The 22,233-nt window shown below is 63.0% G+C and carries 21 protein-coding genes; 12 read left to right on the top strand and 9 right to left on the bottom strand.

Features of this window, described 5'->3' with window-relative positions:
- Window positions 1-313: 313 nt before the first annotated feature.
- Together P3T20_RS04795 and P3T20_RS04790 are read left to right on the top strand one after the other, a co-directional pair.
- Window positions 314-730 carry a MarR family winged helix-turn-helix transcriptional regulator gene (locus tag P3T20_RS04795; RefSeq protein WP_429286236.1) on the top strand — a complete coding sequence of 139 codons (417 nt, stop codon included), beginning with the start codon at window positions 314-316 and terminating at the stop codon, window positions 728-730.
- Window positions 731-732: 2 nt separating this feature from the next.
- The gene (locus P3T20_RS04790) at window positions 733-2,541 is read left to right on the top strand and encodes a chloride channel protein (protein ID WP_429286235.1); all 1,809 of its coding nucleotides are present in this window, start codon (window positions 733-735) and stop codon (window positions 2,539-2,541) included.
- Between the two features lie 32 nt (window positions 2,542-2,573).
- On the opposite strand, the gene rng is transcribed toward P3T20_RS04790, so the two are convergent.
- The 9 genes from rng to upp form a co-directional block, all read right to left on the bottom strand.
- Window positions 2,574-4,043: a ribonuclease G gene (gene rng, locus P3T20_RS04785; RefSeq protein ID WP_074265353.1), complete on the bottom strand. Its 1,470-nt coding sequence runs from the start codon at window positions 4,041-4,043 to the stop codon at window positions 2,574-2,576.
- Window positions 4,044-4,052: 9 nt separating this feature from the next.
- Window positions 4,053-4,682: a Maf family protein gene (locus P3T20_RS04780; protein ID WP_429286234.1), complete on the bottom strand. Its 630-nt coding sequence runs from the start codon at window positions 4,680-4,682 to the stop codon at window positions 4,053-4,055.
- A gap of 213 nt (window positions 4,683-4,895) precedes the next feature.
- Window positions 4,896-5,366 (bottom strand): 23S rRNA (pseudouridine(1915)-N(3))-methyltransferase RlmH, encoded by a 471-nt coding sequence (gene rlmH / locus P3T20_RS04775; protein ID WP_429286233.1) that lies wholly within the window; start codon window positions 5,364-5,366, stop codon window positions 4,896-4,898.
- Between the two features lie 93 nt (window positions 5,367-5,459).
- Entirely contained in the window at window positions 5,460-5,909 is a 450-nt protein-coding gene (rsfS, locus tag P3T20_RS04770; protein WP_074265350.1) for a ribosome silencing factor, read from the bottom strand.
- A 4-nt stretch (window positions 5,910-5,913) separates the two neighbouring features.
- On the bottom strand, window positions 5,914-6,621 hold the full coding sequence (locus tag P3T20_RS04765; RefSeq protein ID WP_254368910.1) for a nicotinate-nucleotide adenylyltransferase: 708 nt from the start codon (window positions 6,619-6,621) through the stop codon (window positions 5,914-5,916).
- Window positions 6,622-6,721: 100 nt separating this feature from the next.
- Window positions 6,722-7,645: an oxygen-dependent coproporphyrinogen oxidase gene (gene hemF / locus P3T20_RS04760; RefSeq protein WP_429286232.1), complete on the bottom strand. Its 924-nt coding sequence runs from the start codon at window positions 7,643-7,645 to the stop codon at window positions 6,722-6,724.
- A 61-nt stretch (window positions 7,646-7,706) separates the two neighbouring features.
- Window positions 7,707-8,984, bottom strand: coding sequence for a phosphoribosylamine--glycine ligase (gene purD, locus P3T20_RS04755; protein ID WP_074265347.1), 1,278 nt, complete (start codon window positions 8,982-8,984; stop codon window positions 7,707-7,709).
- 279 nt (window positions 8,985-9,263) lie between these two features.
- Window positions 9,264-9,989, bottom strand: coding sequence for a YebC/PmpR family DNA-binding transcriptional regulator (locus P3T20_RS04750; protein WP_429286231.1), 726 nt, complete (start codon window positions 9,987-9,989; stop codon window positions 9,264-9,266).
- Window positions 9,990-10,340: 351 nt separating this feature from the next.
- Window positions 10,341-10,991, bottom strand: a complete 651-nt coding sequence (gene upp, locus P3T20_RS04745) for a uracil phosphoribosyltransferase (RefSeq protein ID WP_074265345.1) — start codon at window positions 10,989-10,991, stop codon at window positions 10,341-10,343.
- Window positions 10,992-11,260: 269 nt separating this feature from the next.
- On the opposite strand from upp, the gene P3T20_RS04740 reads away from it, so the two are divergent.
- The 10 genes from P3T20_RS04740 (at window position 11,261) to kdpE (ending at window position 22,158) form a co-directional block, all read left to right on the top strand.
- On the top strand, window positions 11,261-12,040 hold the full coding sequence (locus P3T20_RS04740) for an SDR family oxidoreductase (protein ID WP_074265344.1): 780 nt from the start codon (window positions 11,261-11,263) through the stop codon (window positions 12,038-12,040).
- Window positions 12,041-12,115: 75 nt separating this feature from the next.
- A complete protein-coding gene (locus P3T20_RS04735; protein WP_074265343.1) occupies window positions 12,116-12,505 on the top strand; it encodes a methylglyoxal synthase in 390 nt (129 codons plus the stop codon).
- Window positions 12,506-12,561: 56 nt separating this feature from the next.
- On the top strand, window positions 12,562-13,536 hold the full coding sequence (locus P3T20_RS04730; protein WP_429286230.1) for a quinone oxidoreductase family protein: 975 nt from the start codon (window positions 12,562-12,564) through the stop codon (window positions 13,534-13,536).
- A gap of 243 nt (window positions 13,537-13,779) precedes the next feature.
- Window positions 13,780-13,893: a hypothetical protein gene (locus tag P3T20_RS04725; protein WP_063495261.1), complete on the top strand. Its 114-nt coding sequence runs from the start codon at window positions 13,780-13,782 to the stop codon at window positions 13,891-13,893.
- The gene (kdpF, locus tag P3T20_RS04720; RefSeq protein ID WP_074265341.1) at window positions 13,890-13,982 is read left to right on the top strand and encodes a K(+)-transporting ATPase subunit F; all 93 of its coding nucleotides are present in this window, start codon (window positions 13,890-13,892) and stop codon (window positions 13,980-13,982) included. Before P3T20_RS04725 ends, kdpF begins: the two co-directional genes overlap by 4 nt.
- Window positions 13,979-15,784 carry a potassium-transporting ATPase subunit KdpA gene (gene kdpA, locus P3T20_RS04715; protein ID WP_429286229.1) on the top strand — a complete coding sequence of 602 codons (1,806 nt, stop codon included), beginning with the start codon at window positions 13,979-13,981 and terminating at the stop codon, window positions 15,782-15,784. The genes kdpF and kdpA overlap by 4 nt, the downstream gene beginning before the upstream one ends.
- A 30-nt stretch (window positions 15,785-15,814) precedes the next feature.
- Entirely contained in the window at window positions 15,815-17,899 is a 2,085-nt protein-coding gene (gene kdpB, locus P3T20_RS04710; RefSeq protein ID WP_429286228.1) for a potassium-transporting ATPase subunit KdpB, read from the top strand.
- A 51-nt stretch (window positions 17,900-17,950) separates the two neighbouring features.
- Entirely contained in the window at window positions 17,951-18,529 is a 579-nt protein-coding gene (gene kdpC, locus P3T20_RS04705; protein WP_143787615.1) for a potassium-transporting ATPase subunit KdpC, read from the top strand.
- Between the two features lie 109 nt (window positions 18,530-18,638).
- A complete protein-coding gene (locus tag P3T20_RS04700) occupies window positions 18,639-21,467 on the top strand; it encodes a DUF4118 domain-containing protein (protein WP_429286227.1) in 2,829 nt (942 codons plus the stop codon).
- Window positions 21,460-22,158 (top strand): two-component system response regulator KdpE, encoded by a 699-nt coding sequence (gene kdpE, locus P3T20_RS04695; protein ID WP_074265336.1) that lies wholly within the window; start codon window positions 21,460-21,462, stop codon window positions 22,156-22,158. The genes P3T20_RS04700 and kdpE overlap by 8 nt, the downstream gene beginning before the upstream one ends.
- The last annotated feature ends 75 nt before the right edge of the window (window positions 22,159-22,233 follow it).

Raw genomic sequence — 22,233 nt, 5'->3', positions numbered from 1 at the left:
AGCTCGTACGGAGTGGGCTGGCGCGTCGACTTGCAAGAGTGCTTTTGATGCTTAAACGGCTGGGAGCGTGGAATCCGTCGCTGCGAGGAGATTTTTTTTGCGCAGCGCACGGGCGGGGATTATCGCGAAGGAGGCGGCACTTTCTGACAAGAAGCTTTCTTCCCGGTCGGAGCGCCTGAGATCGTGCCTCGGTGCCTTGCTGGGCATTGTCGAGGAGCGACTCACCGGGATGATTACGGAGGCGGATCCGATTGCCGGCCTAAGTATCACAAAGTGATATAATTTGGTTTTTGCATTTTCCTTCGGGACTTCGATGAAAACACTCGCGCGCGGTTTGACCAAGACGAACTTCGAGCAACTGTCCGAGTTTCGCTACCAGATGCGCCGCTTCGAGCGATTTTCCGAGCAGGCCGCGCAGGGCGAAGGCATTACCCCTTTGCAGTACCTGTTGCTGCTGCATATCAAGGGCTATCCGGAGCGCGACTGGGCGACCATCGGCGAACTCGCGGAACGGCTCCAGTCGCAGCACCACGGCGTGGTCGCCCTGGTGTCCCGTTGTGAGGCACTTGATCTCGTCCGGCGCAAGATCAGCGACACCGATCGCCGCCAGGTCGAGGTTCATCTGCTGAAAGCGGGCGAGCAGGTGCTCTCCCGTCTGGCGAAAATGCATCGTGCCGAATTGAAATCCCTCAAGGGTGCCTTCAAGGTTCCCCAGATCGACGTTGAGTAACCATGAACCACGATACGCATAAGCGCGACTTCTCGTCCAACGCGCGGCTTCCTGGAATTTCCCTGCTAGCGGCAGCGATTGGCGCGCTCAGCACGCTCGCGGCGTTTGTGCTGCTGAGCCTGATTCACCTGTTCACGAATCTGTTTTTCTTCGGTGCGTTCTCTTTCGCGGATCGATCGCCGGCACTGAACACGCTCGGTGGCTGGGTGATCGTGATACCGGTGGTGGGTGGCCTGATCGTGGGTCTCATGGCGCGCTACGGTTCGGAGAAAATCCGCGGCCACGGTATTCCGGAAGCAATCGAAGCCATCCTGTTCGGCAAGAGCCGCATGTCACCGAAAGTCGCGATTCTCAAGCCGCTGTCGTCCGGCATCGTGATCGGCAGCGGCGGCCCGTTTGGTGCCGAAGGCCCGATCATCATGACAGGTGGTGCACTCGGTTCGCTGATCGCGCAGTGCGTGAAGGTGACGTCGGCGGAACGCAAAACGCTGCTGGTGGCCGGTGCGGCAGCCGGTATGACCGCAGTCTTCGGGACGCCCGTGGCCGCAGTGCTGCTGGCGGTTGAACTGCTGTTGTTCGAATGGCGGCCGCGCAGTTTCTTGCCGGTTGCACTGGCGTGCGCAATCGCGGGCTTTGCGCGTGCGGCATTCTTCGGCACAGGTCCGCTGTTTCCCCTCGAAACGGCGCCTCCTGGCGCGCTCTCGCTCGTGTCATGCGTGATTGCCGGCCTGTTGAGCGGGGCGCTAGCCTCCGGCCTGTCCGCGGCTTTGTACAAGACCGAAGACCTGTTCGGCAAGCTGCCTGTTCACTGGATGTGGTGGCCCGCGCTCGGCGGCCTTGTGGTGGGGATCGGCGGATTTCTCGAACCTCGCGCGCTTGGCGTGGGCTACGACGTGATCGGAGACCTGCTGCATCAGCATGTCGTGCTGCAGGTCGCTATCGCCATTCTGGTTGTGAAGGCCATTATCTGGGTGGTTGCGCTGGGTTCCGGCACGTCGGGCGGGGTGCTCGCTCCGCTGCTCATGTTGGGTGCAGGACTTGGCACCGTGCTTGGCCACGCGCTGCCAGGCGGCGAACCAGCGCTGTGGCCGCTCGTTTGCATGGCAGCGACACTCGGTGCAACGCTTGGTGCGCCGCTCACGGCAATCGTGTTTGCGTTTGGCCTGACGCACGATAGCAACGCGTTGTTGCCGCTCCTGGCCGCTACGCTCGTGGCACACGGCTTTGCGACCGTGGTCATGCGGCGCTCCATCATGACGGAGAAGATCGCTCGCCGCGGATACCACATCTACCGCGAGTATGGTGTCGATCCGCTCGAGCGCCACTACGTCGACGAGGTGATGTCCCGGTCCGTCGAGACGATCGACGCCAACCTGTCGGTGAGCGAGGCGCTGATGACATTCTTCGGCACCACGCAAACGCATCGAGCCTATCCGGCGCTCAAGGACGGTGTGGTGACCGGCATGGTAGACCGCGCGGCGCTAGAGCAGTTTCGTGACAAGGGGACCGCAGGGGCTGCCCAGGCGTCCGACGCGCGCCTTGCCGATCTGTTGAGCGCAAACGCGCCGATTGTTGCGTTGCCCGATGAAACCTGCAGGCTGGTCGCGACGCGGCTCGCAGTCCATGGTCTCGAACGTTTGCCCGTAGTTGCCGACAGGCAGACGCTCCGTCTGGTCGGGATCGTCTCGCGAAGCGATCTGATCAAGCCGTCTCTCGCGCATTTCGAAGACGAACACAAGAGAGAGCGGTTCCGCCGCGTTACGTTTAACCGCAGTGCGAAGCGTTTTCCGCCAGTGCGGCGGACGGGATGATTTGAAACTTCTGGAATATGACCTGCTTTGAACTACATCAGCACAATGTCGTACTGCTCCTGGCTCAAATTCGACTCCACCTGCAGCGACACCGGCTTGCCGATGAAATCGATCAGCATCGCCAAATGTTGCGACTCCTCCTCGAGGAATAGATCAATCACCTGCTGCGAAGCCACCACGCGAAACTCACGCGGATTGAACTGCCGCGACTCACGCAGAATCTCGCGCAGCACGTCGTAGCAAACAGTCCGTGCGGTCTTGACCTGCCCCTTACCTTGACACACCGGACACGGTTCGCAAAGCACATGCGCCAGCGACTCGCGAGTCCGCTTACGCGTCATCTCCACGAGCCCAAGCTGCGAAAACCCGTTGACCGTCACCCGCGTGCGGTCGCGCGACAGCGCCTTCTTCAGTTCACCCAACACCTGGTCGCGATGCTCGACGTTCTCCATGTCGATGAAGTCGATGATGATCACGCCGCCCAGATTGCGCAGGCGCAATTGCCGCGCGATCGTATGCGCAGCTTCGAGGTTGGTTTTGAAAATCGTGTCGTCGAAGTTACGCGCGCCGACGTAGCCACCGGTGTTCACGTCGATGGTCGTCATTGCTTCAGTCTGATCGATGACGAGATACCCCCCCGACTTCAGATCCACGCGCCGCGACAATGCCCGCTGAATTTCGGTCTCGATGTTGTAGAGATCGTAGAGCGGCCGTTCGCCCGCGTAATGATGCAGCTTCGATGACACCGCGGGCGTAAATTCCGCCGCGAAATCGGACAGCATCTGGAACGTCTCGCGCGAATCGACCTGAATACGCGAGGTCTCGTCGTTTACAAAATCGCGCAGCACGCGTTGAGCCAGATTCAGATCCTGATACAGCAGACTCGTCGGCGGCATGCGCTGACCCTGCGAGAGAATCGTCGTCCACGTCTTGCGCAGATATGCCACGTCGCTGGCCAGTTCCTCGCTGGTGGAGTCCTCGGCGATCGTGCGCACGATGTAGCCACCTTTCTCATCAGCCGGCAACACGGCAGTCAGCCGGGCGCGAATCGCTTCGCGTTCTGCTTCGCTTTCGATCTTCTGCGAAATCCCGATATGCGGTTCCTGCGGCAGATAAACGAGTGTGCGCCCCGCGATACTGACCTGCGTGGACAGCCGCGCGCCCTTGGTGCCAATCGGATCTTTGACGACCTGGACCATCAAGGTCTGACCTTCGAAGACGATTTTTTCGATCGGCTGATGCGGCGCCTGATGCTGGGGTTCGCCCGCGAGGCGCGGATGCCAGATGTCGGCCACGTGCAGGAACGCTGCGCGCTCGAGGCCTATATCGATAAAAGCGGATTGCATGCCCGGCAACACGCGAACGACCTTGCCGAGATAGACGTTGCCGACGCGTCCGCGCGACAGTGTGCGTTCGACGTGAAGTTCCTGGACGGCGCCTTGCTGGACCAGCGCGACGCGCGTTTCCTGCGGCGTGACATTGATCAGGATTTCTTCATTCATGGTGTTGTTCTAGAAGTCGATGCGCGCCGCACGCAGGAGTGCAGCGGTTTCAAAAAGAGGCAAACCCATGATACCTGAATAGGACCCTTCGATACGTTCGATAAACTCCGCGGCACGTCCCTGTACGCCGTACGCTCCTGCCTTGCCGAACGGCTCGCCGCTGTCCACATAGTGTTGCAGGGCGCCCGCCTGCACTGCAGCAAAACGCACGCGCGATACCGACAACGCAGCCGGCAGCAGCGCCCCGTTCGCATCGACGACGGCCAGCGACGTCAGCACCTCGTGTTCGCGACCGGCGAGGCGCGTGAGCATGGCGAGCGCGTCGTCGGCATTGGTGGGCTTGCCGAGAATCGCGTCATCGATCGTGACGGTTGTGTCCGCAACGAGGATCGGCGCAGACACATGAGCACCCGCGACCAGGCGCGCACGTGCCGCTTGCGCTTTGGCCTGGCACACGCGCACTACGTAGTCGTGTGCAAGCTCGCCGGGCAACTCGGCTTCGAGCGCTTCGGCGTCTTCGTCGGGGCGGGGCAGCAGCAGCTCGTAGCGCACGCCTAGCTGTTGCAGCAGCTCCTGACGGCGCGGACTTTGGGAGGCAAGATAGACAAACGGATGGAGTGCAGCAGCGGGCGTTGCCATAAAGGGTCTCAGTTGGGCATGGGTTGGTTTTGAGGTCGCGCGTGAACAGCGTACGGCATACGCGAACGGCGCGCATTCACCGGGCACATCAAAGGCACATTCGGAAAAGCGCGTATAACCGCGGCGCGCAGGTGGTATATACGCAAGACGCAAGCGACTAAACAAAAGGTGCGCCGGAATGTCCGGACAGCCGTAGGCGCTTATCTCAGCCGCTCACACGCGGTGATAGGGGTGATTTTGCGTGATGGTCCACGCGCGGTAAAGCTGTTCGGCAAGCAGCACACGCACCATGGCGTGCGGCAGCGTCAGGCTGGAGACGCGCAACAGCATGTCGGCGCGCGCCTTGAGATCGGGGTCGAGTCCATCGGCACCGCCGATCAGGAACGCCACATCGCGTCCATCCTGCTGCCAGCCGGGCAGCGCGGCGGCGAGCTGCATGGTGGTCCAGTCCTTGCCGCGTTCGTCGAGCGCGACAATGCGCGCGTTCTTCGGCAACGCGGCTTCGATCTTCAACCGCTCCGCCGCCATCACGCTCTCGGCGGGACGCCCCGACGATCGCTGTTCGGGCTTGATCTCGCGCAACTCGATACGCAGCTCGGGCGGCATGCGCTTCGCGTACTCGTCGAAGCCGGTGGCGATCCAGTCCGGCATCTTGTGGCCGACGGCGAGGATGTGCAGTTTCATTGCGAATGTGATTGCGGACGCACTCGCGGATGTAATCGCTGACGGACGGTCAACGTTACGTACAGCAAACCGCTCTCGTGCTCACCCACGTACTTATCGACGGCGCGCCGGCGTCTTGCGAGCCGGCTTGGCGGCCGGTTCGTCCTCTTCGTCTTCATCGAGCGGCTCGCTGGCGCTGGCGCCGCCGAACGGGCTCGAGCTTGTCAGCTTGATGCGCACGGGCTTGTCGCCCCAGATTTCTTCGAGGTTGTAGTACTGGCGCAGCGCCGGTTGCAGGATGTGCACGACCGCGTCGCCGCAATCGACCAGCACCCATTCGCCCACGTCTTCACCTTCCGTGCTGATGATTTCGCCGCCGTTTTCCTTGACCTTTTCGCGCACGCTGGAAGCGAGCGCCTTGGTCTGACGGTTCGAGGTGCCGGAGGCGACGATCACGCGGTCGAACAGTCCGGTCAGATGGCTGGTGTTGAACACCTTGATGTCTTGCGCTTTCACGTCTTCAAGGGCGTCGACGATCGTGCGTTGTAGTTTGCGAATATCCATGGGGTTACCGGTGGTACAGATGGTGTTGAAGAATATAGTCCCACACCGCGGTGGGGACATGGCTCGCGGCCTCGTTCTGTTGCTGGCCGCCGGCATGCTGAGCTAGACGTTCGCGCAGATGCGCGCGGATATCGGTGGCCGAAACGTCGAAGGCCAGCGTGGTATCGATCAGCAGATGACCACTGGGTGTTGCTTGCAGCACGCTGGCGTCAGCCTGGCGTGCGGCGATTTCGGCGGTGACCGGCGGCGGGATCGAGGCGAGCTCGAAGCCGGGGCGGGTCGACGCGCAGATATGCGCGAACTCGAACAAACGGTGCCACTCGCGCCAGGTATCGAGCCGCACGAGCTGGTCGGCGCCGATCAGCAGCGACAGCGATGCCTGCGAACCTTCCTTCTCGCGCCAGCGTTGCAGCGTCTCCACCGTGTAGGTGGGGCCGTCGTGTTCGATCTCGTCGGTGGCGACGCTCACCTTTACGCCCGGCAGCTCCAGCGAGCCGGCTGCGGCTCGGGTCATCGCCAGGCGGTCGGCGGCCGGCGAGACGTCCGGCTTCTGCCAGGGCTGGCCGGCTGGCAGCAGCACCAGCTCGGTGAGCTGCAGCACCTCGGCGAAGCGGCGCGCAAGCGCCAGATGGCCGTCGTGAATCGGGTCGAAGGTGCCGCCCAGCAGGCCGATCCGGCGGGGCAGGGCAACAGGGTGAGCGTTCGCGTTCAGGTGAGAATCCTTTGTCGTGACGGCGCCAGCGGGCGGCGAGGCCGGCGGGTAGCCCAGGCCTTCAGTGGCCCTTGGTGCGCATCGATGCGTTCAGTGCTCTTCAGACCCACTCGCGCGGCACGAGGAAATCGCTGTAAAGGCGTGCTTCGGGCGTGCCGGGCTCCGGCTGCCAGTTGTAGCGCCAGTTCACCACAGGCGGCATCGACATCAGGATCGACTCGGTGCGTCCGCCGCTCTGTAGCCCAAACAGTGTGCCACGGTCGAAGACCAGGTTGAACTCAACATAGCGGCCACGCCGGTATGCCTGGAATTCGCGCTCGGCCTCGCCGTACGGAATGTTGCGGCGCTTTTCGATGATCGGCAGGTACGCTTTGAGGAACCCGTCACCCACGCTTTTCAGCATCGCGAACGATTGCTCGAAGCCCGGCTCCGAGAAATCGTCGAAGAAAATCCCGCCGATACCACGCGCTTCGTTGCGGTGCTTGAGGAAGAAATATTCGTCGCACCAGCGCTTGAAGCGCGGATACAGCTCGGCGCCATAAGGCTGCAGCGCGTCGCGGCAGACGCCATGGAAATGCTGTGCATCTTCCTCGAAGCCATAGTACGGCGTCAGATCCATGCCGCCGCCGAACCAGAACACCGGCGCTTCGCCTGCCTTGGTGGCGATCAGCAGGCGCACGTTCATATGCACGGTCGGGCAGTACGGATTGTGCGGGTGCAGCACGAGCGACACGCCCATCGCTTCGAAACCGCGTCCGGCGAGCTGCGGGCGGGCGGCGCTTGCCGAGCCCGGCAGTGCGTCGCCGGCGACGTCGGAGAAGCCGATTCCGGCGCGCTCGAAGAACTGGCCGCCTTCCAGAATCCGCGTGATGCCGCCCCCGCGCAGCTTCTCGCCGGGGGCGCGCTGCCAGGCGTCGGTGGCGAACGGGGTGCCGTCGAACGCGCCGAGCGTCTCGGCGATGTGCGTCTGCAGGCCTTGCAGCCAGCTACGTACAGCCTGTACGTCGTAGTTCGAATCCGTCATGAATGCAGGTGCTGGGGCGGCGCGCAGGGCGCGCCGCGGGTTCGTCGGGTTGCGATGTGGCTCAGCTATGTTTGCGGTTCAGCGCACGATAGCCGATGTCGTGACGATATTGCATGCCGTCGAACGAAATCTGGTTGATCGTCTCGTAGGCCACAGATTGCGCGCTGCGCACCGAATCCGCCAGCCCCACCACGCATAGCACCCGGCCGCCCGAGGTGGTCAGCTTGCCGTCGGCCAGCGTGGTGCCGGCGTGGAACGTTACCGAATCGTCGGTCTCGGCCGGAATATCGCTGATCCGGTCGCCCTTGCGCGGGCTGTCCGGATAGTTGTGCGCAGCCAACACCACGCCGAGCGCGGTGCGGCGATCCCATTCCAGTTCGACCGTGTCGAGCGTGCCGGCGATCGCCTGCTCCACCACCTTCGAGTAGTCGCCCTTCAGACGCGCCATGATCGGCTGCGTTTCGGGGTCGCCCATGCGGCAGTTGAATTCGAGCGTCTTCGGGTTGCCGTGGGCGTCGATCATCAGGCCCGCATACAGGAAACCGGTGAAGCGGATGCCTTCCTTCTCCATGCCCTGCACGGTCGGCAGAATGATTTCGCGCATCACGCGGGCATGCAGTTGCGGCGTGACGATCGGCGCGGGCGAATAGGCACCCATGCCGCCCGTATTCGGGCCCTGATCGCCGTCGAGCAGCCGCTTGTGGTCCTGGCTCGAGGCAAGCGGCAACACATGCTTGCCGTCCACCATCACGATGAAACTCGCCTCTTCGCCAGCGAGGAATTCTTCGATCACGACGCGTGCGCCGGCGTCGCCAAGCTTGTTGTCCGACAGCATCATGTCGACCGCGGCGTGCGCTTCTTCGAGCGTCAGCGCGACCACCACGCCCTTGCCGGCGGCGAGGCCGTCGGCCTTGATGACGATCGGCGCACCCTTGGTGTCGAGGTAGGCGTGGGCGGCAGCGACATCCGCGAAGGTTTCGTATTCGGCCGTCGGGATCGCATGACGCTTCATGAACGCCTTGGCGAAGTCTTTCGAGCTTTCGAGCTGCGCAGCTTCCTTCGTGGGCCCGAAAATCTTCAGGCCGCGCGAGCGGAACAGATTGACGATGCCCGCTGCGAGCGGCCCTTCCGGCCCCACCAGCGTGAAGGCGATCTGTTCCTTCTCGACAAAATCGGCGAGCGCAGCCGGCTCGGTGATGTCGACGTTGCGCAGACGCTCGTCCTGGGCGGTGCCGCCGTTGCCAGGTGCCACGTAGACGAGCTGGACTCGCGGCGATTGCGCGAGCTTCCATGCGAGCGCATGTTCGCGACCGCCGGACCCGACGACGAGTAACTTCATGTGATTCCCCGAAGACTTAAAAACCATGAACGACCGGCGCATTGGCGGCGCCGACCGTGAATATCCACAAGGTTCGCACAAGGCGAACGGCTAACCTGTGACGCCGGCACAAAAAGACGCCTGACGTGCAGCTGGTTTGCAAAAAACGTTGGCAAAGCAAAGACGGCAGACAGCGGGACACAGCGACCGACAGCACCGGCAAAGGACTTTATGCAAGACGCGTGCTACGCGCCGCGACAGCCTGCGGGCGCCACGCATGGCGCGCCCGCGCGGCGCTTATTAGTCGGCGATGGCCGCGTTTGTATAGACTTCCTGCACGTCGTCCAGATTTTCGAGTGCGTCGAGCAGCTTTTGCATCTTCACCGCGTCGTCGCCGGTGAACTCCACTTCCGTCTGAGGTTTCATCGTCACCTCAGCCAGTTCCGCCTTGAAGCCGGCGGCTTCGAGCGCAGTCTTCACCTTCGGGAAATCGTTCGGCGGGCACAGCACTTCGATACTGCCGTCCTCGTTCGTCACCACGTCGTCGGCGCCGGCTTCGAGGGCTGCTTCCATCAGCTTGTCTTCGGGCGTGCCCGGCGCGAACAGGAACTGGCCGACGTGATCGAACATGAACGCGACCGAGCCGTCCGTGCCCATGTTGCCGCCGTTCTTGGAGAACGCGTGACGCACTTCCGCGACGGTGCGGATGCGGTTGTCCGTCATGGTGTCGACGATCACTGCCGCGCCGCCGATACCGTAGCCTTCGTAGCGGATTTCTTCGTAGCTTGCGCCGTCGACGCCGCCAACGCCACGCTGGATGGCGCGATTGACGTTGTCTTTCGGCATGTTGGCGTCATACGCCTTTTCGACGGCGAGCCGCAGACGCGGGTTCGTGTCGATTTCGCCTCCGCCCATGCGGGCGGCAACCTGAATTTCCTTGATAAGCCGCGTCCAGATCTTGCCGCGCTTGGCATCGGTCGCTGCTTTTTTATGCTTGATGTTGGCCCATTTCGAATGACCCGCCATACCTTTCTCCGTCGCGCGCGCCTGCGGGGCGCACGCATAGTGCAATTGTCGTTGCGATGTCGGGCGCTTGGGAAGGCGCGCCTCGATGTCAAACCGCGCTGCCGGACCGCGATGTCCGACCCATTTCATCTTGAACCTGAAGCGCCCGGCAATCGGACCGGACCGGTCTGAACTGGGTCCCGCGGACCCCGCAAAGGCGCGATGCGCCGGGCGATTGTGCAAGTTGAGCCGCTTGATGAGCGGATGCGAATTTTATCATGCCGCGGGGGTGCGGCAGAGGGGTGGCGACGCGAAAGAGCGTGCCTGTTGGGGTTGCGGCGCCAATTTAGCGCCGCTGCGACTCTTTCAAACTCAGTTCTTCGTCCCAAACAGCCGGTCACCCGCATCGCCCAGCCCCGGCACGATATACGCGTGTTCGTTCAGATGCGAATCGAGCGACGCCACGTAAAGTTTCACGTCCGCGTGCGCGTCCTGGAATACCTGCACGCCTTCCGGCGCGGCCACCAGCGCGAGGAACATGATGTTTTCGCCCGGCACGCCACGGCGCTTGAGCACATCCACGGCATGCACCGCCGAGTAGCCGGTCGCCACCATCGGATCGCACAGGATGAAAATCCGGTCTTCCAGATCCGGCAGCCGCACCAGATACTCGACCGGCCGGTGGTCGTCCGCCCGGTACACGCCGATATGGCCGACGCGGGCCGACGGAATCAGCTCCAGCAGCCCGTCGGACATGCCGACGCCGGCCCGCAGCACCGGCACGATCGCCAGTTTCTTGCCAGCGATCACCGGTGCATCGATCTCGAGCAGCGGGGTGGTGACGCGTCGCGTGGTCATAGGCAGGTTGCGGGTGATCTCATAGCCCATCAGCAGCGTGATCTCGCGCAGCAACTCGCGGAAGGTGCGCGTCGAGGTGTCCCGGTCGCGCATATGCGACAGCTTGTGCTGGATCAGCGGGTGATCGAGGATGAAAAGATTGGGGAAACGGCTGTCCTGTGTCATGGCGGGAGCGCTAGCGGCGGCAAGAGGAATCGGTCGGCGGCCCGTTTAACCGGCAGAACCGGCAGGTGGGCTCGCCACGCGCTGCAAGTTTACCGAAACTGCCGCCCGAAGATACCGGAGATTGCGGGGGCCGTCGGCAGTCAGGCACCGTTTCTTCTAGAATCGGGGGAAACCGTCCGCTCGGGCGCAAGCGGCAGTCGTGGCGTTGCCCTTTCTGAGGCTCCGCCGCGCCGTTATAGGATCAGGAAGAGATAGAGGAGGATGGGCAGATGGACATGGGAATCGCAGGACGTACCGCGCTGGTCTGCGCGGCCAGCAAGGGGCTCGGCCGCGGCTGTGCGGAAGCGCTGGCCGCCGAGGGCGTGAATCTGGTGATCGTCGCCCGCACGGCGGAGACGCTCGAGGCCACCGCCGCCGAAATCCGCGCCAAAACCGGCGTCAAGGTCAAGACTGTGGCGTGCGACATCACCACGCCGGAAGGGCACGCGGCTGCGCTCGCCGCATGTCCAGAGCCGGACATCCTCGTGAACAACGCAGGTGGGCCGCCACCCGGCGACTTCCGTAACTTCACGCACGACGACTGGATCCGCGCGCTTGAATCGAACATGCTGACGCCGATCGAACTGATCCGCGCCACCATCGATCCGATGATCGCGCGTGGCTTCGGCCGGATCGTCAACATCACGAGTTCGGCGGTGAAGGCGCCGATCGACGTGCTGGGTCTCTCGAACGGCGCCCGCTCAGGTCTGACCGGTTTCGTCGCCGGCCTCGCGCGCAAGGTGGCGCGCGACGGCGTGACGGTCAACAACCTCCTGCCGGGACTGTTCGACACCGACCGCATTGCCACGACCATCAACGCTCAGGCGAAGGCCCAACACCTGTCCGTCGAAGAAACACGCAAGCAGCGCATGGCGTCGATTCCGGCGGGCCGTTTCGGCAATCGCGATGAATTCGGCCGCGCTTGCGCGTTTCTGTGCAGCGTGCATGCCGGCTACATCACCGGGCAGAACTGGCTGCTGGATGGAGGCGCCTATCCGGGCACCTTCTGAGCGGTCGCTGTTTCAGCGCCACACCCCGAAATCACAACCACAACAACACATCTGGATCTGGAGATTGAGTCCCTCATGACGACCCGCATCGCGCTGATTGCGCACGACCACAAAAAGGACGCCATCGTCCAGCTTGCCGGCGAATACGTCGACACGCTACGACGTTGCGACATTGTTGCAACGGGCACGACCGGCTCGCGAATCGCGGACACGCATGGGCTGAACGTCGAGCGAATGCTATCCGGCCCGCACGGCGGCGATCTGCAGATCGGTGCGCAACTCGCCGAAGGTCGCGTCGATATGGTGATCTTCCTGCGCGATCCGATGACGCCGCAGCCTCACGAACCGGATATCAACGCGCTGGTGCGCGCCTGCGACGTCCACAACGTGCCGTGCGCGACCAACATTTCGACGGCGCGGATGATTCTTGACGTCCTGACCTTGCGCCTCGCGGAGAAGGTCTGAGATTCGCACCTCGAATTCACTCATCGCAGATAACTTGTACGTCGACAGGAAACATCATGGTCAAGGCAATTCGTTTCGATAAGACAGGCGGCCCCGAGGTGATGAAGTGGGTCGATGTCGAGGTAGGGGAACCGGGTAATGGCGAGATCCGCATCAGGCAGCATGCGGTCGGCCTGAACTATATCGACGTCTATTTCCGTACCGGTTTGTACCCCTTGCCGCTGCCGGGCGGTCTCGGCATGGAAGCGGCCGGCGAGATCACGGCGGTGGGCGCCGGCGTGACGGGTCTGAAGAGCGGCGACCGGGTCGCGTATGTGGCGCGTCCGCCGGGCGCCTATGCCCAGGAGCGCGTGTTGCCCGCGGTTCAGGTCGTCAAGCTGCCGGATGCGCTGAGCTACGAGCAGGCCGCCTCGGTGATGCTGCAGGGCTTGACCGCGCAGTATCTGTTGCGGCGGACCTATCCGGTTAAGGCAGGCGACACGATCCTGATCCAGGCGGCTGCTGGCGGCGTCGGCCTGCTGGCGTGCCAATGGGCAAAGGCGCTGGGCGCGACGGTGATCGGCACGGTCGGCTCGGACGAAAAGGCGGAGATCGCCAAAGCGCATGGCTGCGATCACCCCATCGTCTACACGCGCGAGAACTTCACCAAGCGCGTGCGCGAGATCACCAACGGCGCGGGCGTGCCGGTTGTCTACGACTCGATCGGCAAGGACACGTTTACCGCCTCGCTCGACTGCCTCGCACCACTCGGCCTGTTCGTGAGCTTCGGCAATGCGTCGGGTCCGCTGCCGCCGATCGATTCCTCCGAGTTCGCCGGACGCGGGTCGCTCTTCTTCACCCGGCCAACCCTGTTTACGTACATCGGTAAGCGGAGCGATTACGAGGCGATGTCGGCGGAGCTGTTCGACGTATTGGTGTCGGGCAAGGTCAAGACCAGCATCAACCAGCGCTATCCGCTGTCCGAAGTCGGGAAGGCGCACACCGAACTGGAAAGCCGCCGCACCACCGGTTCGACGGTGCTGCTGCCGTAGCCGCAGTCCGCATCAAGGTGTAATAGCGGCGCCATAAAAATTCCGCGCCGCACCACGCTCCGCACGAGCATGGTCTCTCCGCCGTAAAAGCCAGCCCCCACGCGCGCCAGGCCGTTCCAGCCACACCGGAACGGCCTTTTTCGTTTACACATTTTTTACATCGCCCCTGCCATCTTTGACCAGGACTTTACGCCGATCGGCATAACGTTCTACCCATCCAAAGTCCGCTACTGGAGAACACAAATGGATGTGCTGTATGTCGGGGGGATGGTGCTATTTGCAGCGCTGACCTTTGCTTTGATTGCCGGCTGCGAGAAGTTGATGCAGTTCCGGCGTGGCCAGGGAGCACGCTCATGACCTGGATTCTGTGGTTATCGGGCGCAGCCACTGCGCTGCTTTTCATATACCTGGTCTATGCGCTGCTGCGCGCGGAGGACATTGAATGAACTCGAACAATGTCCTTCAAACGGTCATTTATCTGGTCGTGCTGCTTGCACTCGCCGTACCGGTCTCGCGCTATATCACGCGCGTGATGGATGGCACCTCCCGCGTGGTCCGCTTCGGCGGTCCGCTCGAGCGTGTGCTGTATCGCATCGCCGGCGTCGATTCGTCGGCCGAGATGAGCTGGAAGCATTATGCGATCGCCACCATCGCGTTGAATGCGCTCGGCACGCTATTCCTGTACCTGATATTGCGCGTGCAGGGCTGGCTCCCAGGCAACCCGCAGCAGTTCGGTCCGATGTCGGTCGACAGCGCCTTCAATACGGCTGTCAGCTTCGTCACCAACACCAACTGGCAGGATTACACGCCTGAGCAGACCACCGGCTATCTGACGCAGATGCTTGGCTTCACGGTGCAGAACTTCCTGTCCGCAGCCACAGCCATCGCCGTGGTGATCGCGCTGATTCGTGGCTTTGCGCGGCACACGGCGCAGACCATCGGTAACTTCTGGGTCGACATCACACGGGCAACGCTGTACGTGCTTATGCCGATGGCGGCCATCATCGCCGCGTTGCTGATGAGCCAGGGCGTGATCCAGAACTTCAAGGCATATCAGGACGTGCCGACCCTGCAAACCACTACCTATGCCGCGCCGAAGCTCGACGCACAAGGCAACCCGGTGAAGGATGCGAAGGGTAATGCGGTGACGGTCGACACCAAGGTGACGACGCAGACTATCGCGATGGGCCCGGTGGCATCGCAGGAAGCGATCAAGATGCTCGGCACCAACGGTGGCGGCTTCTTCAACGCGAACTCGGCGCATCCGTATGAAAATCCGACGCCGTTCAGCAACTTCCTGCAGATCGTCGCGATCCTTATCATTCCCGCGGCGCTGGCTCTGGTGTTCGGACGGATGATCGCGGACCGCAGGCAGGGTATCGCCGTACTTGCCGTGATGACGATTGCCTTCACCGCCTGTGTGGTGGGTGAAATCAGCGCCGAGCAGGCAGGCAACCCGGCCTTTACCGCACTGCATGTCGATCAGTCCGCCAATGCGCTGCAGTCGGGCGGCAACATGGAAGGCAAGGAAACGCGCTTCGGCATCGCGCAGTCGGGCATCTTTACGGTCGCCACGACGGCGGCGTCGTGCGGTGCAGTCGACAACACGCATGACTCGCTGACCCCGCTCGGCGGCCTCTACCCGATGTTGCTGATCCAGTTGGGCGAAGTGATCTTCGGCGGTGTGGGCTCCGGTATGTACGGGATGCTCGTGTTCGCGCTGCTCGCCGTGTTCGTCGCAGGCCTGATGATCGGTCGTACGCCTGAATATGTCGGCAAGAAGATTGAAGCGTATGAGATGAAGATGGTGTCGATCGTCGTGCTGCTCACGCCGCTGCTGGTGCTCGTGGGGACCTCGATCGCAGTGCTGAGCGATGCGGGCAAGGCAGGTATCGCCAACCCCGGGCCGCACGGCTTCTCGGAAATTCTCTACGCGTTCAGCTCGGCTGCAAACAACAACGGTAGCGCGTTCGCGGGACTGTCGGTGAATACGCCGTTCTACAACTGGCTGACGGCGATCGCGATGTGGTTTGGCCGCTTCGGCACGATCGTGCCGGTGCTGGCGATTGCCGGCTCGCTGGCAGCCAAGAAACGCCTGGCTGTCACCGGCGGCACGCTGCCTACGCATGGTCCGCTGTTTGTGGTGCTGCTGCTTGGCACCGTGCTGCTCGTCGGCGCACTGACGTACGTGCCTGCGCTCGCTCTTGGCCCAGGCGTCGAACATCTGTTGATGATCGCCGGCCATTGATCCGGGCAACCAGGAAAAAACGAGGCTTCAATGACTGAACATAATGCAACGCGGTCCATGTTCGATCCGGCGCTAGTGCGTCCGGCGATCGTGGACTCATTCAAGAAACTCACGCCACGCACCCAGTTTCGCAACCCGGTGATGTTTTGCGTGTATGTCGGCAGCATTCTGACGACGATCCTCTGGATCGCCGCGCTGGGCGGCCAGGCCGAAGCGCCCGCGGGGTTCATCCTCGCGGTGTCGCTGTGGCTGTGGTTCACGGTGCTCTTTGCCAACTTCGCGGAAGCGCTTGCTGAAGGCCGTTCCAAGGCCCAGGCTGCGTCGCTGCGCAGTGCGAAGAAAGACGTGATGGCCAAAAAGCTCAACGAGCCGCATCCGAAGTCGCCGATCCGCATCATGACGGCTTCCGATCTTCGCAAGGGCGACGTCGTACTGGTGGAAACCAACGACGTGATCCCGGCTGACGGCGAAGTGATCGAAGGTGTGGCATCGGTGGACGAGTCGGCAATTACCGGCGAATCCGCACCGGTGATCCGCGAATCGGGCGGCGATTTCTCGTCGGTGACCGGCGGCACGCGCGTGCTGTCCGACTGGATCGTCGTGCGCGTCACGGCGAATCCGGGCGAAGCCTTCCTCGACCGCATGATTGCGATGGTCGAAGGCGCGAAGCGTCAAAAGACGCCGAACGAAATCGCACTGACGATTCTGCTGGTCGCGCTGACGATCGTGATGCTGCTCGCTACCGCGACGCTGCTGCCGTTCTCGATCTTCTCCGTCGAAGCCGCCAAGGCTGGCCAGGTGGTGAGCGTCACCGCGCTCGTGGCACTGCTGGTGTGTCTGATTCCGACCACGATCGGCGGCCTGCTGTCCGCCATCGGTGTGGCCGGTATGAGCCGCATGATGCAGGCCAACGTGATCGCGACGTCGGGCCGTGCGGTGGAAGCGGCCGGTGATGTCGACGTGTTGCTGCTCGACAAGACCGGCACGATCACGCTCGGTAACCGTCAGGCTTCGACCTTCGTGCCGGCGCCGGGCGTGACCGAAGAAGCGCTTGCCGATGCTGCGCAACTGTCGTCGTTGTCTGACGAAACGCCGGAAGGCCGCAGTATCGTCGTGCTCGCCAAGCAGCGCTTCAACATCCGCGCTCGCGACATGGCTTCGTTGCAGGCAACTTTCCTCGCCTTCACCGCGCAAACGCGGATGAGCGGTGTGGATCTGCCTGGCCGCGAAATCCGCAAGGGCGCGGCCGACGCCGTCAAGACCTACGTCGAAGCAAACGGTGGCCGCTATCCGGCTGAAGTGAACAACGCGGTAGCCGAAGTGGCACGCCGCGGCAGCACGCCGCTGGTGGTGGCCGAGAAGGGTGAGCACGGTGCACGCGTCCTTGGCGTGATCGAGCTGAAGGACATCGTCAAGGGTGGCATCAAGGAACGTTTCGCCGAGCTGCGCAAGATGGGGATCAAGACCGTCATGGTGACGGGCGACAACCGTCTGACGGCAGCCGCGATTGCAGCCGAAGCAGGCGTGGATGACTTCCTGGCGGAAGCCACCCCGGAAGCCAAGCTGACGACGATCCGCGCGCACCAGGCCGAAGGCAAGCTGGTGGCGATGACCGGTGACGGTACCAACGACGCCCCGGCACTGGCGCAAGCCGACGTCGCAGTGGCGATGAATACCGGCACGCAGGCGGCGAAGGAAGCCGGCAACATGGTCGACCTCGATTCGAACCCGACCAAGCTGATCGAGATCGTCGAAATCGGCAAGCAGATGCTGATGACGCGCGGCTCACTGACGACGTTCTCGATTGCCAACGACGTCGCCAAATACTTCGCCATCATTCCAGCTGCGTTCGCTACGACGTATCCGGCGCTGAACGCGCTGAACGTGATGCATCTGGCGACGCCGGCCTCGGCGATCATGTCGGCGGTGATTTTTAACGCGCTGATCATCGTGCTGCTGATTCCGCTGGCACTGAAGGGCGTGAAATACCGGCCGCTCGGTGCTTCGATTCTGCTGCGCCGCAATCTGCTGATATATGGCCTGGGCGGGATCATCGTGCCGTTTATCGGCATCAAGCTGATCGACATGGTACTGGCCGCGTTCGGCTGGGTTTAACAGGCAGCGGCCGGCGGCGTGGGCTGCCGGCTGCGTCTACAAGGATTGCCAATCATGAAACTTTTTCGTCCGCTTATCGTGATCTTTGTCGTGCTGGCGGCGATCACGGGACTCGCTTACCCCGCTGTAATGACGGCCGTGGGCCAGGCTGCGTTCCACGACCAGGCCAACGGCAGCATGATCGAGCAGAACGGCAAGGTGGTCGGCTCGAAGCTGATCGGCCAGCAGTTCGATGCGCCGCAGTACTTCTGGGGCCGTCTGTCGGCCATTAGTCCGAAACCGTATGACCCGACGAGTTCGGGTGGCTCGAACATCGGACCGACCAACCCGGCGTTGTCGGATGAAGTCAAAGGCCGTCTCGACGCGTTGAAGGCGGCGGGTACCGATATGTCGAAGCCGGTTCCGGTCGACCTCGTGACCTCGTCGGGTAGCGGCCTTGATCCGGAAATCAGCCCGGCTGCGGCGGCTTACCAGATCGACCGTGTCGCGAAGGCGCGCAAGATGTCGCCGAACGACGTGCAGGCGCTGGTCGACCGCTACACCAGCGGCCGTCAGTTCGGCGTGCTCGGTGAAGCACGCGTCAACGTGCTGGAGCTCAATCTCGCACTCGACGCTGCGCATCAAGGCTAAGTCTGTAGTCGTGACAAGGACGGCGGCTGGTTTGGCGCCGTCTTTGGCTTTTGTAGAGCGCGCTGTATGATCGAACAGAACAGAACAGAACCATAACTAACCACACCGCATGAACCGACCCGATCCAGACGAGTTGCTCGACAAGCTGCAACGCGACGAAGAAAAACGCCAGCGCGGCAAGCTGAAGATATTCTTCGGTGCGTCGGCGGGTGTGGGCAAAACGTACGCGATGTTGCAGGCCGCAAAGCGGCGCAGCGACGAAGGCGTGGATGTGCTGGTCGGCATCGCCGAAACGCATGGCCGTGGCGAGACCGCGGCGCTGCTTGAAGGGCTCGAGGTTTTGCCGCTCGCGCATATCGAATACCGCGGCCGCAAGCTCGGAGAATTCGATCTCGATGCCGCGCTCGCCCGCAAGCCGCAACTGATTCTCGTCGACGAACTCGCGCACTCGAACGTGCAGGGCGCACGCCATCTGAAGCGCTGGCAGGACGTCTACGAACTGCTCGATGCGGGCATCGACGTCTACACGACGGTCAACGTTCAACACCTTGAAAGCCTCAATGACGTGGTCGGACAGATCACCGGCATCCGCGTATGGGAGACGGTGCCTGACCGCGTGTTCGACCGTGCCGACGAAGTCACGCTGGTCGACTTGCCGGCCGAGGAACTGCTCGACCGGATGCGCGACGGCAAGGTTTATCTGGCGCAGCAGGCCGAGCGCGCGGTGCGCAACTTCTTTCGCAAAGGCAATCTGATTGCGCTGCGTGAACTGGCGCTGCGCCGCACGGCGGACCGGGTCGATGCGCAGATGCGTGAGTACCGCGCCGATCGTTCGATTCAACGTATCTGGCAGGCGCGCGACCGGCTGCTGGTGTGCGTGGGCCCAGGTCCCGAAGCGCCGATTCTGGTGCGCGCCGCGGCCCGTCTTGCCTCCAGTCTGAAAGCCGACTGGCTGGCCGTGTATGTCGAGACACCGAAGCTGCAACGGCTGCCGGAAGCGCGTCGCGAGCGCACGCTCAACGCGTTGCGGCTTGCCGCCGAACTCGGCGCGGAAACCGCCACGCTCGCGGGCGCCGATGCGGTCTCCGCATTGATCAGTTATGCGCGCGTGCGCAACGTCTCGAAGCTGGTAGCAGGAGCGTCCGCGCGTATCGGTGTAGCGCGCTTGCTGCGCCGCCCGCTTGGCGATCGCATCGCGGAGAAGGCCGGCGATCTCGACTTGACCTTGATTCGCGCGTCGTCGGAACGCGACGGCCTCGAACGCCGCACGATCGCCGACGAAGGCGTGAACGCGTGGCGCGAGGCGCTTTCCGCGGCTCGCGAACGGCGTTCGCCGCCGGGTGCGTATGGTTGGGCACTTGCGATCTGCGCGGGCATCACCGCGGTGGCGAGCCAGCTGTTCGCCCATATCGACCTGACCAATCTCGTGATGCTGTACCTGCTCGGGGTGATCTTCACCGCGGTCAAACTGGGACGCGGGCCGGGCGTGGTGCAGTCGTTTGTCAGCGTGGCGGCGTTCGATTACTTTTTCGTGCCGCCGCGCATGTCGTTCTCGGTGTCCGACACCCAGTATCTGCTGACCTTCTTCGGCATGCTGCTGACCTCGCTGGTGATCAGCCACCTGACGTCGAGCCTGCGCCGCGAGGCGAGCGTCGCGCGGCGGCGCGAACAGCGCACTGGCGCCATGTACGCGATGGCGCGCGAGTTGGCCGCGGCGCTGACGATGGAGCAGATCGTCGGCATCGGCAGCCGCCATGTGAGCGAAGTGTTCGGCGCGCGCGTCGCGATCCTGTTGCCGGATAGCGCGGATCAGGTGAAGCAGAAGATCGAAGATCCGGATGCAGCGATCACGCTCGAAGGCGAATCGCTCGATATCGACGTCGGACAGTGGGTGTATGACCAGCAGAAGCCGGCCGGTCATGGCACCGATACGCTGCCGGCCGCCACTGCACTGTATTTGCCGCTGAAGGCGCCGATGCGTACGCGCGGCGTGCTGGCGGTGGTGATGCGCGACGAGCGTGAGCTTGCCGTACCGGAGCAGCAGCGCATGCTCGACGCGTTTGCCGCGCAGATCGCGCTCGCCGTGGAGCGGGTGCACTACGTCGACATCGCGCGCGACGCGCTCGTCAACATGGAGTCGGAGCGCTTGCGCAATTCGTTGCTGTCGGCCATTTCGCACGATCTGCGTACGCCGCTGACGACGATTGTCGGCTTCTCGTCGATGCTCGCGCAGACCCGCGAAGGCCAGGCGGTCAAGCAGCCTGGCGACGAACTCGTGGAAGCGATCCACGAGGAGGCGCTGCGCATGACCGGCATCGTCACCAATCTGCTCGACATGGCGCGTTTGCAGGCGGGCGGTCTGCAACTGAACCGCCAGTGGTCGCTGCTCGAAGAAACCGTGGGCGCTGCGCTGCGCGCATGCCGCCGCGTGCTTGCGAAACACCCGGTGCAGGTGAAACTGGCGCCGGACCTGCCGCTGCTGCAACTCGACGCAGTGCTGATGGAGCGGCTCTTCTCGAACCTGTTCGAGAACGCAGCGAAGTACACGCCGGCCGACACCCCGCTCACGATCGGTGCAGACGTCATCGATGAGGACGGCAAGCCGTTCGTCCGTGTGACGGTCGACGATACCGGCCCAGGGCTGCCCGTCGGCATGGAAGCGCGCGTGTTCGAGAAATTTACCCGCGGCGAGAAAGAGTCGGCCAAGCCTGGCATCGGTTTGGGCCTGGCGATTTGCCGGGCCATTGTCGAAGCCCATGGCGGTACTATCGGCGCAATGAACCGGGTGGCGCGCGACGGCCATGTCGAAGGCGCGCGCTTCTGGTTCAATCTGCCCGTGGAGACGCCCCCGCCTGCGCCCGACGTGCAGGAAGATAACGACGAGGGGATGTCCCCCGAGCCGTACCCCAAGCAGACTTCAAAGCCTACCCATGAGTGACCCGAGCATCACCGTCGTCCTGATCGAAGACGAAAAACAGATTCGCCGTTTCGTGCGTGCCTCGCTGGAAGGCGAGGGTATCGTCGTCCATGACGCCGAGACCGGCAAGCAAGGGCTCGTGGAAGCCGCGACGCGCAAGCCCGACCTCGTGATCGTCGATCTCGGCCTGCCCGATACCGACGGGCTCGACGTGATCCGCGAACTGCGCGGCTGGAGCGACCTGCCGGTGATCGTGCTGTCGGCGCGAACCCAGGAGACCGAAAAGGTGGCCGCGCTCGACGCCGGTGCCGACGACTATCTGACCAAACCGTTTGGCGTGTCGGAGTTGCTGGCGCGGATTCGCGCCCATATGCGCCGGCGCAACCAGGGCGGCGCCAATGAATCACCGCAAGTGCATTTCGGGGCGGTGACGGTCGACCTGGCGTTGCGGCAGGTGAGCCGCGACGGCGCTGCGATCCATCTGACGCCGATCGAATACCGGCTCCTTGCCACATTGGTGCGGCATGCCGGCCGGGTGCTCACGCACCGGCAGTTGCTGCGCGATGTGTGGGGGCCGTCGCATGTGGAGAGCCATCACTATCTGCGCATCTATATGGCCCATTTGCGGCAGAAGCTCGAGCGCGACCCGGCGCAGCCGGAACATATCGTTACCGAGACGGGGGTCGGATACCGGCTGGTTGGGGCCGCATAGGAGCGCCCAATCTTGATATAATTACAGATCGTAAGGACGACCTTGCGCATCTGCATCGAACGGGGACGGCCCCAT

Source organism: Paraburkholderia sp. GAS206C (assembly GCF_050435645.1).
In the GTDB taxonomy this organism is placed as follows: Bacteria; Pseudomonadota; Gammaproteobacteria; order Burkholderiales; family Burkholderiaceae; genus Paraburkholderia; species Paraburkholderia phenazinium_B.
Note: the sequence above shows the minus strand (reverse complement) of the source record. Positions and strands in the feature narration are given on the sequence as shown.

Excerpts from the sequence above, each read along its gene's own strand:
- purD (WP_074265347.1), bottom strand. The coding sequence starts at position 8,984 with ATGAAGTTACTCGTCGTCGGGTCCGGCGGTCGCGAACATGCGCTCGCA.
- hemF (WP_429286232.1), bottom strand. The coding sequence starts at position 7,645 with ATGACGGATTCGAACTACGACGTACAGGCTGTACGTAGCTGGCTGCAA.
- P3T20_RS04725 (WP_063495261.1), top strand. The coding sequence starts at position 13,780 with ATGGATGTGCTGTATGTCGGGGGGATGGTGCTATTTGCAGCGCTGACC.
- P3T20_RS04740 (WP_074265344.1), top strand. The coding sequence starts at position 11,261 with ATGGACATGGGAATCGCAGGACGTACCGCGCTGGTCTGCGCGGCCAGC.
- rsfS (WP_074265350.1), bottom strand. The coding sequence starts at position 5,909 with ATGGATATTCGCAAACTACAACGCACGATCGTCGACGCCCTTGAAGAC.
- kdpA (WP_429286229.1), top strand. The coding sequence starts at position 13,979 with ATGAACTCGAACAATGTCCTTCAAACGGTCATTTATCTGGTCGTGCTG.
- P3T20_RS04700 (WP_429286227.1), top strand. The coding sequence starts at position 18,639 with ATGAACCGACCCGATCCAGACGAGTTGCTCGACAAGCTGCAACGCGAC.
- P3T20_RS04790 (WP_429286235.1), top strand. The coding sequence starts at position 733 with ATGAACCACGATACGCATAAGCGCGACTTCTCGTCCAACGCGCGGCTT.
- P3T20_RS04750 (WP_429286231.1), bottom strand. The coding sequence starts at position 9,989 with ATGGCGGGTCATTCGAAATGGGCCAACATCAAGCATAAAAAAGCAGCG.
- upp (WP_074265345.1), bottom strand. The coding sequence starts at position 10,991 with ATGACACAGGACAGCCGTTTCCCCAATCTTTTCATCCTCGATCACCCG.
- kdpE (WP_074265336.1), top strand. The coding sequence starts at position 21,460 with ATGAGTGACCCGAGCATCACCGTCGTCCTGATCGAAGACGAAAAACAG.
- P3T20_RS04780 (WP_429286234.1), bottom strand. The coding sequence starts at position 4,682 with ATGGCAACGCCCGCTGCTGCACTCCATCCGTTTGTCTATCTTGCCTCC.
- rlmH (WP_429286233.1), bottom strand. The coding sequence starts at position 5,366 with ATGAAACTGCACATCCTCGCCGTCGGCCACAAGATGCCGGACTGGATC.
- rng (WP_074265353.1), bottom strand. The coding sequence starts at position 4,043 with ATGAATGAAGAAATCCTGATCAATGTCACGCCGCAGGAAACGCGCGTC.
- kdpF (WP_074265341.1), top strand. The coding sequence starts at position 13,890 with ATGACCTGGATTCTGTGGTTATCGGGCGCAGCCACTGCGCTGCTTTTC.
- P3T20_RS04795 (WP_429286236.1), top strand. The coding sequence starts at position 314 with ATGAAAACACTCGCGCGCGGTTTGACCAAGACGAACTTCGAGCAACTG.
- kdpB (WP_429286228.1), top strand. The coding sequence starts at position 15,815 with ATGACTGAACATAATGCAACGCGGTCCATGTTCGATCCGGCGCTAGTG.
- P3T20_RS04730 (WP_429286230.1), top strand. The coding sequence starts at position 12,562 with ATGGTCAAGGCAATTCGTTTCGATAAGACAGGCGGCCCCGAGGTGATG.
- P3T20_RS04735 (WP_074265343.1), top strand. The coding sequence starts at position 12,116 with ATGACGACCCGCATCGCGCTGATTGCGCACGACCACAAAAAGGACGCC.